Genomic DNA, 13,788 nt, shown 5'->3' with positions numbered 1-13,788 from the left:
TAGAGAATTGTTTACCAATTCTAAAAAAAATAATGATAGATACGCGCAAGCCATGCAGCTACATTGATAAATTGACAAGCGGCAAAATTTAACAGTTTACCTACGTAAAATCAATCTGATTAATGACGTTAATCCGTTTTACCTAAGTAGGTAAATCGTTATGACAAAGTCAAGCAGCCTAAGCTACTTGACTGGATAAAATAAAGAAAAACGTCTTAATCTGAAGCTATAATGGCCATTAAGCATTGTACTCTAAAGCAAATTACGAAGGACGTACTGTAAAATGCCACCGTGACGATAATACTCTAATTCATTTGCTGTATCGATCCGGCAAATGACTTGTACCTTGTCTTCAATACCACTTTGGCGAGTAATTGTTAGTTCAAGTTTTGCACCTGGTTTCAAAGAGTCATCCACGGCAATACTAATCCGCTCGCTACCTTCGAGATTCAACGTTTTGCGTGTTGTACCATCTTGAAATTGCAATGGCAGTATACCCATGCCAATAAGATTGGAGCGATGGATACGCTCAAAACTTTCAGCAATTACAGCCTTAACTCCCAAAAGGTTGGTTCCTTTAGCAGCCCAATCGCGTGAAGAACCTGTTCCGTATTCTTTACCGGCAATCACCACCAATTGCTGATTATCTTTTTGATAGAGCATAGACGCATCATAGATTGACATTACTTTGTCAGTGGGTATGTGACGAGTGACTCCCCCCTCAATATCCGGCGTCATTTCATTGCGAATGCGAATATTAGCAAAGGTTCCTCGCATCATTACCTCATGATTGCCGCGACGCGAACCGTAGGAGTTAAAGTCAGCTTCTGTGACTCCCTTAGATTTTAGGTATAAACCTGCTGGAGAATTGGCTTTAATAGAACCAGCCGGTGAAATATGGTCGGTTGTGATTGAATCACCCAAAAGTGCCAAGATGTAAGCGCGGGTGACTGGCTTGATGGATTCAGGCTTTTTTGGCAGATTTTCAAAATAAGGCGGGTGCTGTATATAAGTTGAATTTTCATTCCAGTTATAGGTTGAGCTGCTGCTAGTTTTTATTCCTTGCCAATGGCTATCGCCACGGAAAACTTCGGCGTACTCTTTGCGGAACATTGCGCCATTGACCTTAGCTACTTCGCTGGCAATTTCAGTATTGCTTGGCCAAATGTCTTTTAGGTAAACCGCTTTACCATCTGCGCCAGTCCCAATAGGGTCTTTTGCTAGGTCAACCCGAACAGTGCCTGCTAAAGCAAAAGCCACAACTAATGGAGGAGAAGCTAGCCAGTTTGCTCGTACTTGAGGATGAACCCTTCCTTCGAAATTTCGGTTGCCCGAAAGCACAGAACACACCACAAGATCATTATCATTAACGGTGTGCGAAACGGGATCAGGTAGCGGTCCTGAGTTACCAATGCATGTTGTACAACCATAGCCTACTAAGTTAAACCCAAGTTGATCAAGATAGGTTTGTAACCCTGCATGTTTTAAATAATCCGTGACCACTTTAGATCCTGGAGCCAATGAGGACTTAACCCAGGGTTTGCGCTTTAGTCCTTTTTCTACAGCTTTTTTTGCAACCAGGCCAGCTGCCATCAATACGCTTGGATTTGACGTGTTAGTGCAACTGGTAATTGCAGCAATCACAACATCACCATGATGCATTTCATAGGATTGATCTTTAACAGGAAAGGCTTTATCCATTTCGCTTTGTTTGCCAGCGCCTTCCATAAACGCAGTGAACTCTTGAGAAAGAGAAGGCAAATTAACTTTGTCTTGAGGACGCTTAGGTCCAGCAAGAGAAGGCTCCACAGTCGATAAATCGAGACTTAACGTATCTGTAAATATAGGATCTTCAGAATCTTTGTCATACCATAAACCTTGTGCCTTGGCATAGGCTTCGACCAACGCGATGGTATGAGGATCACGGCCAGTTAATTCCATGTAATGAAGAGTTTCCTTATCGACAGGGAAAAACCCGCAAGTTGCACCGTATTCAGGTGCCATGTTGGAAATGGTTGCGCGATCGGCAAGAGGCAAATCAGCTAGACCTGGGCCATAGAATTCAACAAATTTACCAACAACCCCTTTTTTACGAAGCATTTGTGTGACGGTTAATACCAAATCTGTTGCCGTAATGCCTTCTCTCATTTTGCCGGTCAATTTAAAGCCAATCACTTCAGGGATTAACATGGAAATCGGTTGTCCTAGCATTGCTGCCTCTGCTTCAATTCCACCCACTCCCCAGCCTAGTACGCCTAGGCCATTAATCATCGTCGTGTGTGAATCAGTACCAACAAGAGTGTCAGGGTAAGCATACCAGGTTCCGTTTTCTTTGCTTGACCAGACCGCCTTGCCTAAATACTCTAAATTAACTTGGTGGCAAATTCCTGTGCCTGGGGGTACAACCTGGAAGTTGGCAAATGCTTTTTGACCCCAACGCAAAAATTCATAGCGCTCAATGTTACGCTTCAATTCAATTTCAGTGTTCACTTGAAGCGCATCAGGGCTCGCAAATTTATCGACCATAACAGAGTGGTCAATGACTAAGTCCACAGGCGAAAGTGGGGAAATTTTTTCGGGATTCCCGCCCATTTTTCCAAGTGCTGCACGCATGGCCGCTAAATCAACTACTGCCGGGACTCCTGTAAAATCTTGCATCAATACCCGTGCTGGACGATAGGCAATTTCATGCTGGGATGTTTTGGTATGAATCCAATCTGCAAGGGCTTTGATGTCTTCAGTAGTTACTGTGTTACCGTCTTCGAAACGTAATAAGTTTTCAAAAAGAACTTTAAGGGAATAGGGCAAGCGATTAATGCCTTGAAAATGCTTCTTCTCTGCTTCCTTGAGGCTAAAATAATGATAGGTCTTATCTTCTACTTGTAATTGGCATTCAGTTGAGAGACTGTTTTGGCCCACTTTCATATACCGACTCCATTGAGTTCAAAACAATTATAATAGCTTAAATGAAGTAAGTTTTCATGGGCCAAAAGAAAGCTTCAATAAATTTTTTTAATATAGGGTAGTTATCCTCTACTGTTCAAATCCTTGCACTTTATGGTGGTGCTCTCCGTCTTCGCTCATTTCATCATTTGCAGGATGTGTCGGAGCATGAGTAGCGACAGCTACAGCAGTATTAAATAACTCCTCTTCTTTTTTGTAAACGAGAGCCTCATTGGGGCGAGTTATACCGAAAGTATAGTAACTGCTCGGTGCTAGAAATGAGATGGATACGCCCAGCGTAATTAAAGCAAGAGGTAAATTGACTGGAATAAGCATAAGGCTTAATACTAATAGTCCAAGGCCTGAATAGAGGAAAGCACGTGATGCGTTATCTGCAAAGGTATAGGAAAGGTCACGAGTCTCACCCACATAGCAGTACAGGCCAGAATTGTGATATCGGCTGAGTGGATCTTCAATTTCTGATGGATTTTCAAAATAATCCTTTAGTGTTTTTGCGAAGGCATAGAAACTATTGATATAGGGTTGCTGATCGCTTTGCTTCATAAATTGACCAATCTGGTTCCGGAACGCAATCTCTCTCTCATCAACTAGGCGGATAAGTGTTTGAACTTGCTTTTCGTCATAGCCTCGATCTTTTGAGTTAATTAATTTCTTTGCTTGCTCCAGTGTTTGTTCTGCTTCCAAGAAACTTTTTTTAGGTAAAAATCTATAGAAAAATCTAGCCATAGTTTGACTCCACATTTTGAAGGATTGGCCAAGACTAACATGGTCAAACTCTACCCAAAAGAATAGGTACTTTGTTTTTACATCTAAGAAATAATTATTAACAAAATATTAAGTTTTAGTGTTTATAAATAAATCGGCTTAGTGCAGGGCAAAAAATAAAATTACCTTGGGTTTATCAGGTGTTGTTGCATAAATACCTCACTTTTCCCCTCTCTCTCACACGAAGTGTGGGAGAGAAGGTAATCAAGTATAGACAGAGAGAAAGTTGTTTTTTCATCAGTTTTATTTTTTTGTCCTGCGCAGAGATAAATTGGTATAATTTTTGCTATTTTTTCTAAATGTCTTAAAAGGAGTTTTGGCGGATGATGGATATAATACAACTCTTGCTCCCGCAACCTATCGCCAGCGAAGAAATGAGTGTGGAAGAGCGAAGGGAATATGGCGAGGAGGGTGGTGCTGTATTTTTAGCTATTATGGATAGCATTTGTGCGGATGAGGTCATGCTTTCTGGGGAACCACGTCCTGATGTAATACAAGAGAATCTAGCCATTGCTACTCCCTTACAAGGCCAAGAGGAGGTATGTTTAATCCCCGATATTAAACAGAATGATGGTGAAATTGATGTAGAAAAAAACACAAATTTACCCTCAGATGAAGCTAATGATCAAACATCTGTTCAAAACTTGCCACAGTTAGCTTGGTTTGATTGTGAATCCTTTCAGCCCCCTTTAAAACAAGAAAATATAAAACTTATCCATACCGATGAAAAAATATTTGATTCGGCCTCACTAATTCTGATCGAGCATGAAGGTATTTTTCTATCTGAAAAAATTGAAGAAAACACGACAGAAATTGAAGAAAACACGACTAAAATTAACGAATCTGATGGGCAGCAAACTGAAAAATTTAATCCACCACTGATACCTTGGTCTATCCAACTTCCTCAAAAAATGATGTCAGACGTTATCTGGTTAGATCATGTTGGTGATTTGTTTGTAGGCGAAACTACAGAATTGAATAAATACTTTAATGCTGAAAAACAAACAAACTCGACAACAGGGCAGGGCGGTTTAACAAAAAACCTTAATCCGGATATTTATGAACGGATAAAAGCCGCTGAGCCTCAGACGATTCCGACTGACGATATAAATTTTATAGCCATAATGAGTCAACCTTTATTGACTAGATCAGATGAAAATAACGATGAATTTCCAGAGCCTGGAGAATTAAACCTAAAGAATGACCATGCGCCCATGGAGGTGAGTCCAACGAGTAATAATACCGCAACAATACATATAGTTCAAAAAACACCCACAACTGACCACTCTACTAGGATGCCAAATACAATGGAGTTAACACAGAATTTAGCTCATCCCGATTGGGGTGATCATTTTAATCAGCAAATTCTTTGGCTTGGTCAACAAAAAATTAAAGCCGCAATCATTAAAATTAATCCCCAAGAGCTAGGGCCTCTTGAAGTAAGTGTGAATGTAAAGAAAGATGATGCTACGGTTAACATCACCCTCCAGCGAGCTCAAATACACGAGGTTATTGAAAATGCGATACCTCGGTTGCGAGAGATGATGGCAGAGCAAGGGTTAAATTTAATTCAAGTCAATATTGAATCAAATCAACAGCGACAGAACTCCCAGCAGTGGCACAATACTTTATTGGAAAATATAGATACGAATGAGGTGGAGGCAAGTGAGGAACCAATCAAGATCATCGAGTCTAGAAATCTGGTCGATTATTTTGCCTGATTTTTTCATAAATGTTCTAGTCCCAATGTTCGGGTAAAAGTAGTATGCGATACCTAACCCCAGTGTTAATAACAACCCATTTTACAACGCAATACAGTCCCGTATTGATTAACAATACAGCGTCTCATGCATTGAGGGCCATACCAATATGATGGGCCGGGAGATCCATACCACCATCCGGGTTTAACTCGATACACACGAAAATAAGCTAATTGGATGTGCTTTGTTGTATTAAGTACAGGAGACTGAATCTGGCTAGCATGCGCACTTGGGGTAGAAATGAGGAGCCCAAGGAGTGAGGCAAAAATGAGTGGAATAAAAATTAAGTGAATTGGTTTTTCTAAGTTATTATCCATGGAATTATCCTTTTTCATCACTATGAAAGAATTATAGACATAAATTTTAATGGGGAAGTTTAGCGATGCTTCATTTTGCAGAAATTAGTTTAAACGAATTTTTAACCCACTATTGGCAAAAAAAGCCCTTCGTTATCCGACAGGCTTTACCGGGCTTTATCAATGCATTGACTCCTGATGAATTGGCAGGCTTATCAATGGAAGATGAGATCGAGAGTAGGATTGTCTTTGAAACACCTGACAATGCACCTTATTGGCATTTAAAACGTGGCCCTTTTTCAGAAAAGGATTTTGCGCAGCTACCCTCAACCCACTGGACTTTGCTTGTGCAAGGTGTGGACCGCTTTATACCGCAGGTCAATGCAATGCTTGAGTATTTTAATTTTATTCCCCAATGGCGTATCGATGATGTGATGATTAGTTATGCTGTGAATCAAGGCAGTGTTGGACCGCATTATGATAATTATGATGTTTTTTTATATCAGGCAAAAGGGCGGCGCAAATGGTCTCTTACCACTAAAAATTGCAACGCGAGTAATTACCTAGCTGAAGTTGAATTGCGCATTATGAAGCAATTTGAAATTGAAGAAGAATATATTCTTGAAGAAGGGGATATGCTTTATCTTCCACCTCATGTGGGTCATTATGGTGTAGCGGTTTCGAAAGATTGCATGACTTATTCCTTTGGTTACCGCAGTTATCAAGGCCAGGAACTATGGGACAGTTTTGCTGAATATTTAGCAGAAAAGGGCGGATCTACTCCTTTATACCAGGATCCACTTTGGGCTGATATTCGTGGTGCTTCAGAATTGCCGAAACAAGCCTGGTTAAATGCAAAAAAATTGATGCTACAAATGTTGGATAACGAAGATGACCTTAGATCCTGGTTTGGTTGCTTTGTTACTCGTTTGGATCAGCAAGCAGAAGCAATGTTGCCATTTCCCCTTAATAAGAAAACTACTCATTTAGATAATTTCATTAACGAATTAAACAACAGGGAGGGACTCATCCGTAACCCTCTTTGTCGTTTTGCGTATCAAGAACAGAATAATGAACCATATATCCATTTATTTATTAATGGGATCCATTGGGAATCAGACAAGGCAGCCAATGATTTGGTTAGATTGGTTGCAAATTCACGTGTACTCACAATTGGAATGCTCGCTCCTTTTATTAACGAGAAGCAAAATCAAATGTTCATATTTAAACTATGGCGCATGCAATGGCTAGAGTTTATTGATTAGGCGCTTTGACTATTCCTCAGTGCAATTTAATTACTTGTTTTACAATAGAAATATATCGCCTAACTGGTATAGATATTGCAAACAATAAGTAACCAATCAACATTGTGATGAGGGATTTTCGATGTTAAAAAAATACCTTTTAAGTCTGACTTTATTAGGATTTAGCTTGATCAATTCCTCTTTTGCGTTTGAAAAAGAAGTTGCAATCACTATCGATGACCTACCCTATGTGGGTTTTGCAAATAATGACTCTGCTAAATTAAAACGAGAAGAGGTTAGAATCTGGAAAATTATGCAGGCGCTTATCGATAATAATGTGCCTGCCACGGGTTTTGTGATTGCTGGAAACATAGAAAATGGCCAATGGGAGCTTTTAGAACAATTGCAGCAAGCGGGTATAGTGATAGGTAACCACACCTATGATCATGCCAATTTAAATGCGATGAGTAGTGATAAATACATCGCTAATGTTGAAAAAGCAGATAAAATTCTCGCACCCCTCATGTCATCGCCAAAATATTTCCGGTATCCCTTTTTGGCTGAGGGTAGAGGTGAGAAAAAGCAGCGAATTCAAGATTTTCTCGCTGCGAATAATTATGTGATTGCACCCGTTACGATTGATAGCAAAGATTTTGTTTTTAATGCCAGACTATACGCCATGTCATCCAAAGTGCGAGCACGAAATTTAAATCGAATTAAGCAAGAGTATTTGGCTTATCTCGCAAGTCAAATTCAGAAAGCGGACAGGATTGCTAAACATAAAAATCGGCCTGTGAAACAAATTTTGCTGATTCACTCCAATTTGCTCAATAGTTACTGTATGGAAGATATTATTGCTATGTTTAAGAAAAATGGTTACCGCTTTATCAGCTTGTCAGAAGCGTTACAACAACCCTTCTCTTCAGAAAGTATTTCGGCAGAGAACAATCCCCTTGACAGTTCAAATCAAAATCTAGGCGTATCAAAAGTAGAGACGATAGATGATTCGCCCCTAAATTCAGATTTTTTATCACCGGAAGAAAGTCAATTAGATCAATGGATGTTTTAATAAGCTAAGATTACAATGTAATAAAAATAATCCTTTTATTATTTCATTATGCTAAACGAGTTTTCTACAAAAGGCAGTTTGAAAATTTTACAAGTCACCGACACTCACCTTTTTGCAAACCATTCCACTTTATTTGGTGCTCAACCTAATAAAAATTTCGATGAAGTGATGAATTTTATTGTTAAAAAAGAACTTCAAGATACGGATTTTATTTTATTAACAGGCGATTTATCACAAGATGAAAGCCCGGAGACTTATCAACATTTATTGGAGTCATTTATAGGCTGCAAAAAACCTGTTTTTTGGCTTCCAGGCAATCATGATAATGAAAAAATAATGAGCGAAGTTTTTAGTCAACATTTCCTTTTTAATCGCATAAAATTTCTTGAATTAAAGCATTGGAATTTGTTGTTTATAAACTCTAAGCTGGAAGGATCTGAAAATGGGTACATCAGCTTCAGCGATTTAAACGATGTCGAACGGAATATTAAAGAAAGTGAAAAAAATGTTGCTTTAATTATGCACCATCATCCTATACCTGTGAATACGCCACTAATTGATCAATATATTTTGAACAATCGTGACGATTTATGGAGAATAATTTCCGATTCTAAAGTGAAATTGATTATTACCGGCCATGTACACGGGGATTATAGTCTCTTTCATCATGGCGTCAAAATTGAATGCTCACCGGCTTCTGCCTTCCAACTTAAAAAAGGTGTAGCCACCCTTCAAATTGAAAATTCAAAGGGTTATAAAATTCATTATCTTGATGGCGATCAACACCGTTCAAAGGCTGTGATATGGAAGTAAAAAATTACCTATTTTTAACAGATTCTAGTAGAGACCGGGCGTAGTGCACGGTATAAAGTTGAAAACCGTCAGTCGGGTTATCACCAGCGCATCCATGGTTGAAATTAGGGCCTGTTGCCAATTGATTTCACGGCTGTAAATTAGGCTAAACAGCTAGGATAAGCTAGGTAATTTTTTTTGTAATTTGGTAATTGTATGGTTGGGCAGCAACAACCAATAGTGTCCTGGGTTTTTCATATGGCCAGCGATAAAAGTTGCTTTTTCACCTGCTCCCCAATAAACATCACCACGCACTAATCCTTTGATTGCACCACCGGTATCTTGGGCGATCATTAAGCGTTGGAATGCTTTCTCTTGGTCTGGGTTTAGATCAGGTCTTGTTGTATTTAACCAGAGCGGGGCTCCTAAAGGGATCCATTTTTTATCGATTGCTAAGGAATAACCTGGTGTTAAAGCAACGCCCTGAGAGCCTAATGCAGCTTCGTCTTTTAAGTAATGAAAAAACACAAAGGACTTATTCTGATTTAAGACCTTGTGCATCTGTTCAGGATTTTGTTCCAGGTAGCGCTTAATATGCTGCATGGAAGCATTATCTTTCGTCATCACACCTTGATCAATGAGGACGCGGGCAATAGAAGTATACGGTGCGCCATTTTCTCCAGCATACCCCAGATGTACTTGTGAGCCGTCATCGAGCTGAACGGTCCCTGAACCTTGAATTTCCAAGAAAAGCCGATCAATATGGCTATTTACCCAAAGGAGCACAGGGGCTTTTTCGGTAATAGCGCCGTTATTGATTTGAGCGCGAGTGTAGTAGGGGAGAATTTGATTACCTGCTATTCGGCCTACGATTCGACGATTTTTAAATGAGGGATCAAATAAGCCTAAATTGATTGTGACAAGATTTGAAGGTAACCCGTAAATAGGAACGTTGTATTCTTTCGATTTCGTGCGGCTACCGTGTAATAAAGCCATGTAGTAACCAGTAAATAGACCACGCACTGGTTGATTATTGTTAAATTCAACTGGAGTGAACCATTGCTGAAAAAATTCTCTTGCAGCGGTTTCTGAAATGGGGTTTATCGCAAGGGCGGCGCGACAGGCAGGCTGCCAATCCTTTGCTTTTAGGGTGATGTGTTCACTACCAACCAATTGCTCTGGATCTTGCTTTAAAAAAGCTTTGCAAGAGATTTGAAATGCGAGCAGTGATTTCTTTACCTTGGCCGTTCTCCAGCCCGGTAATTGCTCAAATGATTTCTGCTTTAATACGATTTCTTTGGGTTTTTCGGGCTTTTGCGGCCAATACCACCACGAAAAGAAGCCTAGTAGTAAGAGCAGAGTAATTCCTGTTAGTAAAATCAATTTTCTTTTCATAACTGGGCAAATTTTACACGAATTGAGATTGTGTGCAACTCTTTTTTTTAATCTTTAGATGTAACTGATTGCTTTCTAAGGAAAAAGTATTTAATTTTAATTTTAGGTAACGTGCAAATAGTAGCTGTCCGGTTTAAAAATCAAAACGCTGTCCTCGAACAACAAAGCCTTTGAAACCATCCTTTTTTGCATTCGGCAGCAGCCCGCAATTATAATCATACAGCCATATTTTTTTTCTAATTTTAGCGTCAAGCATTTTTAATTCGTTGTAATGGGCATGCTGGCCGCTTAATTTCGCTGCGGTTTCACAATCGTGAAAAATAACGTCCGCTTTGTCATAAAAAGGCTGTAAGACATCAGGAGTGAAACGGGTGTCCATCGAAATGAAAATTTTTTTGGAATTTCCGGTGATAAATAACCCATAGCTCGGCAAGATTTCACCATTAGAGATAGAATGGATAGTTTTTACCAATTTGAAATGATAGTTTTCCCAAACGAAGCCATCATGAATGGGTTCAACCTCAAAATAGGCAGATAAGGTTGCTTGTTCGGATTCTATTGAGGACATCCCCCCGCGTAATGCGTTATTCCATAATATATCGATTAAATCAGGGCTAATGTAGAGAGTAATTTTTTTTCCATCAATGAATCGTTTGGAAAACCCTAGCCATTCAAGTCCTCCAATATGATCGCTATGAAGGTGGCTAACATACACAGCATCAACGTCGCTATAAGTATATCCTTGGGCATACAGTGAATGTCTGGCGTCACTTCCGCAATCAAGAAGCAGTTTACTACCCGATTCACTTTCAATCAGCATATTCGATTGAAATCTGTTTTCACCTACACTAAAAGCAGATGACACACCAAGAAATAATAGTTTCATCGAACTATCCTTCAAGCCGTTTGGTCTAATATTCCTCTTTAATTAAGGTATTTTCAAGTTATAGATATAATATAGACCTTATGCACATCAAATAGAATATTGTGGATCCTGTATAAATAATATACTAAAGCATCAAGAGAAGCTAAGATGAATTGGACAATTTGCATAAAATTTATAACACAATGGGTTTTTTTTTGAAATTTTTGTGAATTTCGATGATTGGTTTAAGTGGAGGTATCAGCCTCGACATGATTTAGCCACGTGATTATCTTTTCATGTTGTTCATGGTCAAGTAAGGCCGGGGCATGGCCTGCATCTTCAATCTCTAAAACATCAACTTGCCCATGGGTTCGTTTCATCTTTTTTATGTGTTCAGGAAGGAGTAGTTTTGAATGTCGCCCTCGAATGACCAGCACAGGGCATTTAACATTGTGCCAAAATTCCCAAAGATCAATGTCAAATAGTATCCCTTCAAGTGCTTTATGAGGATGATAAAAAAATTCTTTGACAGCCTGCCATTTTATTCTGAAGTCATGAATACTCGGATCGTACTTACTAATAAAAACACCAGGAGCGCGCTCCATAACACTATTCTCAGTGAATTGATCCCATTGTTCCTCAGTGAGGTTGCCGAATTCAGCATAGATCTTCTTATAATGTTCTTTTGCTTCTTCTTTGCTTGAAAATTCAGGGTCTTTACCCACATATTTTGCCAGTTGCCACAGCGCATGAATTGGAATTTGGGGACTGACGTCATTGAGAATGAGGCGGCGGATAGGAGTATTAGGTAGGGCAGCCATCATAATTCCTATCAGACCACCCATCGAAGTACCAATCCAATCAATCTGTGTTGCACCTGTTCTGCTAATGAGAACATTCATGTCTAAAATATAACGATCAAAATTGTAATTCTGGGGATTTTTAAGCCAACTACTGTCTCCACGGCCAACGACATCAGGGCAAAAAACGTGGTATCCTTGCATGCTTAAATAATTTGCAAGAGCATCAAAATCATGGGCATTTCGCGTTAAGCCATGGACACAAACTACAGCGGAAGCAACTGAGTTTGAATCACCCCATTCTATGTAAGACACTTTATGATAGCCTTCCTTGGTGGCACAAAGTACATAATCTTGCTTCATCTTTTTCCTACTGAGCAAACTAATCTGGATTCCAATATAATAGTCTATATTTTTAAGGGCTGTTGTAGGCGGCTAACCCATAATAGCGAAATGACCCACTTGTGAGAGTGGGCGCTATGTACTGGGGCAGTGATCTTTGTATTAGCGTATTAAACCATAAAGAATAGCGGAAATTGCAATGATACCCATAAGGGTAATAAAAGCATTCGCCAGCGGTTGACGGTATTTTTTCATTACTGGAACTTTCAAGATTGCGTACATGGGCATCAAAAATAGGATGAGCGCAATAATAGGGCCCCCCAGAGTTTCGATCATAGCTAAGATATTCGGATTGATGGTTGCTACTGCCCAGCAGCTGATGATCATAAATCCTTCGATTAATGAATAAAGTCTCAGGCTGCCAGCTTTTTTACCACGACTGCGAAGTGTTTTAACTATTAAGCCATGTAGACCCTCGCTAGCTCCTAAATAATGCCCGAGAAAAGATTTAGAAATGGCGATGAAAGCGATAATTGGGGCAATATACGCGATAGTTGGCGTATGAAAATGGTTTGCCAAGTAGGATAAAATCGAAATATTTTGCTTTTTTGCTAGGGCGAGATCTTGAGGAGATAGGCTAAGAACACAGCTGAAGACGAAAAACATAACCGTAACGACCATCATAATGTGACTGTATTTTAAAATCCATGAGCTTTTTTCGTCTGCTTTATCTCGATAGGCTTGTTTTTGATTCACCGCAAAAGAAGAGATAATCGGCGAGTGGTTGAACGAAAAAACCATAACCGGGATAATTAACCACAAGGTCATTAAAAAGCCATTCCCGCCTGAGGCTTGGCTAAAATTGCTTTGTTGGAAAATCGCATCATTCCAATGCGGAATTAAGTATATCGATAAAATCATGAGGATACTAACGAAGGGATAAACCAATAAACTCATTGATTTCACAATAATGTCTTGCCCGAAACGCACTATTGCCATTAACGCCATAATCAAGATTATAGCTAGCAGCGCCCGTGGAGGTGCTTCCATACCGAGTTGATTAACAATAAAACTTTCGGTTGTATTCGTTATAGCAACACTATACATGAGCAATATGGGGTAAATTGCAAAGAAATAAAGGACTGTTAATATTTTACCTGCAACACTGCCAAAGTGTTCTTCAACAACCTCTGTAATATCGTTGTTTTCAGAGGAACCTGAGAGCACGAATCGACATAATGCCTGATGGGAGAAATAAGTCATTGGGAAGGCAAGGATGGCCATGATGATTAGTGGCCAAATGCCGTGTAAACCAGCATTGATGGGTAGAAACAGCGTGCCTGCGCCAATCGCGGTTCCATAGAGACTTAGCATCCAAACTGTATCTTGTTTGCGCCAGTTTTTTGTAGAAGGTTCAATTACTTCTGAGCCTAATACCGAAATTCCTTCTTGAGACATAAACACATCTCCATCTAAGCAATAAAAATTGGTTTGAC

General features: G+C 39.5%; 11 protein-coding genes. 4 read left to right on the top strand and 7 right to left on the bottom strand.

Annotated features, from left to right (window positions below; translation table 11 throughout):
- Positions 1 to 252: 252 nt before the first annotated feature.
- Both acnA and LMI_RS08700 read right to left on the bottom strand, forming a co-directional pair.
- Positions 253 to 2,925 carry an aconitate hydratase AcnA gene (gene acnA, locus LMI_RS08705; RefSeq protein WP_045099456.1) on the bottom strand — a complete coding sequence of 891 codons (2,673 nt, stop codon included), beginning with the start codon at positions 2,923 to 2,925 and terminating at the stop codon, positions 253 to 255.
- Between the two features lie 108 nt (positions 2,926 to 3,033).
- Positions 3,034 to 3,690 carry a hypothetical protein gene (locus LMI_RS08700; RefSeq protein WP_045099455.1) on the bottom strand — a complete coding sequence of 219 codons (657 nt, stop codon included), beginning with the start codon at positions 3,688 to 3,690 and terminating at the stop codon, positions 3,034 to 3,036.
- Between the two features lie 362 nt (positions 3,691 to 4,052).
- Here LMI_RS08700 and LMI_RS08695 point away from each other — a divergent pair, with 362 nt between their 5' ends.
- Positions 4,053 to 5,450: a flagellar hook-length control protein FliK gene (locus LMI_RS08695; RefSeq protein WP_045099454.1), complete on the top strand. Its 1,398-nt coding sequence runs from the start codon at positions 4,053 to 4,055 to the stop codon at positions 5,448 to 5,450.
- A gap of 65 nt (positions 5,451 to 5,515) precedes the next feature.
- Here the strand turns inward: LMI_RS08695 and LMI_RS08690 are convergent, their stop codons facing one another.
- The gene (locus tag LMI_RS08690) at positions 5,516 to 5,806 is read right to left on the bottom strand and encodes a hypothetical protein (RefSeq protein WP_045099453.1); all 291 of its coding nucleotides are present in this window, start codon (positions 5,804 to 5,806) and stop codon (positions 5,516 to 5,518) included.
- 65 nt (positions 5,807 to 5,871) lie between these two features.
- Between LMI_RS08690 and LMI_RS08685 the strand changes: the two genes are divergently transcribed.
- The 3 genes from LMI_RS08685 (at position 5,872) to LMI_RS08675 (ending at position 8,911) form a co-directional block, all read left to right on the top strand.
- Positions 5,872 to 7,050: a JmjC domain-containing protein gene (locus tag LMI_RS08685; protein WP_045099452.1), complete on the top strand. Its 1,179-nt coding sequence runs from the start codon at positions 5,872 to 5,874 to the stop codon at positions 7,048 to 7,050.
- A gap of 121 nt (positions 7,051 to 7,171) precedes the next feature.
- Positions 7,172 to 8,098 (top strand): polysaccharide deacetylase family protein, encoded by a 927-nt coding sequence (locus LMI_RS08680; RefSeq protein WP_045099451.1) that lies wholly within the window; start codon positions 7,172 to 7,174, stop codon positions 8,096 to 8,098.
- 48 nt (positions 8,099 to 8,146) lie between these two features.
- A complete protein-coding gene (locus tag LMI_RS08675) occupies positions 8,147 to 8,911 on the top strand; it encodes a metallophosphoesterase (protein WP_045099450.1) in 765 nt (254 codons plus the stop codon).
- A gap of 153 nt (positions 8,912 to 9,064) precedes the next feature.
- Here LMI_RS08675 and mltA read toward each other — a convergent pair whose 3' ends face one another.
- The 4 genes from mltA to LMI_RS08655 form a co-directional block, all read right to left on the bottom strand.
- Complete coding sequence (mltA, locus tag LMI_RS08670; RefSeq protein WP_045099449.1) at positions 9,065 to 10,285, bottom strand: murein transglycosylase A; 1,221 nt, start codon at positions 10,283 to 10,285, stop codon at positions 9,065 to 9,067.
- Positions 10,286 to 10,418: 133 nt separating this feature from the next.
- Entirely contained in the window at positions 10,419 to 11,171 is a 753-nt protein-coding gene (locus tag LMI_RS08665) for an MBL fold metallo-hydrolase (protein ID WP_045099448.1), read from the bottom strand.
- Between the two features lie 224 nt (positions 11,172 to 11,395).
- The gene (locus LMI_RS08660) at positions 11,396 to 12,313 is read right to left on the bottom strand and encodes an alpha/beta fold hydrolase (RefSeq protein ID WP_045099447.1); all 918 of its coding nucleotides are present in this window, start codon (positions 12,311 to 12,313) and stop codon (positions 11,396 to 11,398) included.
- Between the two features lie 141 nt (positions 12,314 to 12,454).
- Positions 12,455 to 13,750, bottom strand: coding sequence for a serine/threonine transporter (locus LMI_RS08655; RefSeq protein ID WP_045099446.1), 1,296 nt, complete (start codon positions 13,748 to 13,750; stop codon positions 12,455 to 12,457).
- Positions 13,751 to 13,788: the final 38 nt, after the last annotated feature.

This window comes from Legionella micdadei, assembly GCF_000953635.1.
Taxonomy (GTDB): domain Bacteria; phylum Pseudomonadota; class Gammaproteobacteria; order Legionellales; family Legionellaceae; genus Tatlockia; species Tatlockia micdadei.
The sequence above is the reverse complement of the archived record's forward strand: the minus strand, read 5'-3'. Positions and strand labels throughout refer to the sequence as shown.

What these genes read in the sequence shown, in the direction of transcription:
- acnA (WP_045099456.1), bottom strand. Translation starts at nt 2,925, where the DNA reads ATGAAAGTGGGCCAAAACAGTCTCTCAACTGAATGCCAATTACAAGTA.
- LMI_RS08665 (WP_045099448.1), bottom strand. Translation starts at nt 11,171, where the DNA reads ATGAAACTATTATTTCTTGGTGTGTCATCTGCTTTTAGTGTAGGTGAA.
- LMI_RS08695 (WP_045099454.1), top strand. Translation starts at nt 4,053, where the DNA reads ATGATGGATATAATACAACTCTTGCTCCCGCAACCTATCGCCAGCGAA.
- mltA (WP_045099449.1), bottom strand. Translation starts at nt 10,285, where the DNA reads ATGAAAAGAAAATTGATTTTACTAACAGGAATTACTCTGCTCTTACTA.
- LMI_RS08680 (WP_045099451.1), top strand. Translation starts at nt 7,172, where the DNA reads ATGTTAAAAAAATACCTTTTAAGTCTGACTTTATTAGGATTTAGCTTG.
- LMI_RS08660 (WP_045099447.1), bottom strand. Translation starts at nt 12,313, where the DNA reads ATGAAGCAAGATTATGTACTTTGTGCCACCAAGGAAGGCTATCATAAA.
- LMI_RS08700 (WP_045099455.1), bottom strand. Translation starts at nt 3,690, where the DNA reads ATGGCTAGATTTTTCTATAGATTTTTACCTAAAAAAAGTTTCTTGGAA.
- LMI_RS08655 (WP_045099446.1), bottom strand. Translation starts at nt 13,750, where the DNA reads ATGTCTCAAGAAGGAATTTCGGTATTAGGCTCAGAAGTAATTGAACCT.
- LMI_RS08690 (WP_045099453.1), bottom strand. Translation starts at nt 5,806, where the DNA reads ATGGATAATAACTTAGAAAAACCAATTCACTTAATTTTTATTCCACTC.
- LMI_RS08685 (WP_045099452.1), top strand. Translation starts at nt 5,872, where the DNA reads ATGCTTCATTTTGCAGAAATTAGTTTAAACGAATTTTTAACCCACTAT.
- LMI_RS08675 (WP_045099450.1), top strand. Translation starts at nt 8,147, where the DNA reads ATGCTAAACGAGTTTTCTACAAAAGGCAGTTTGAAAATTTTACAAGTC.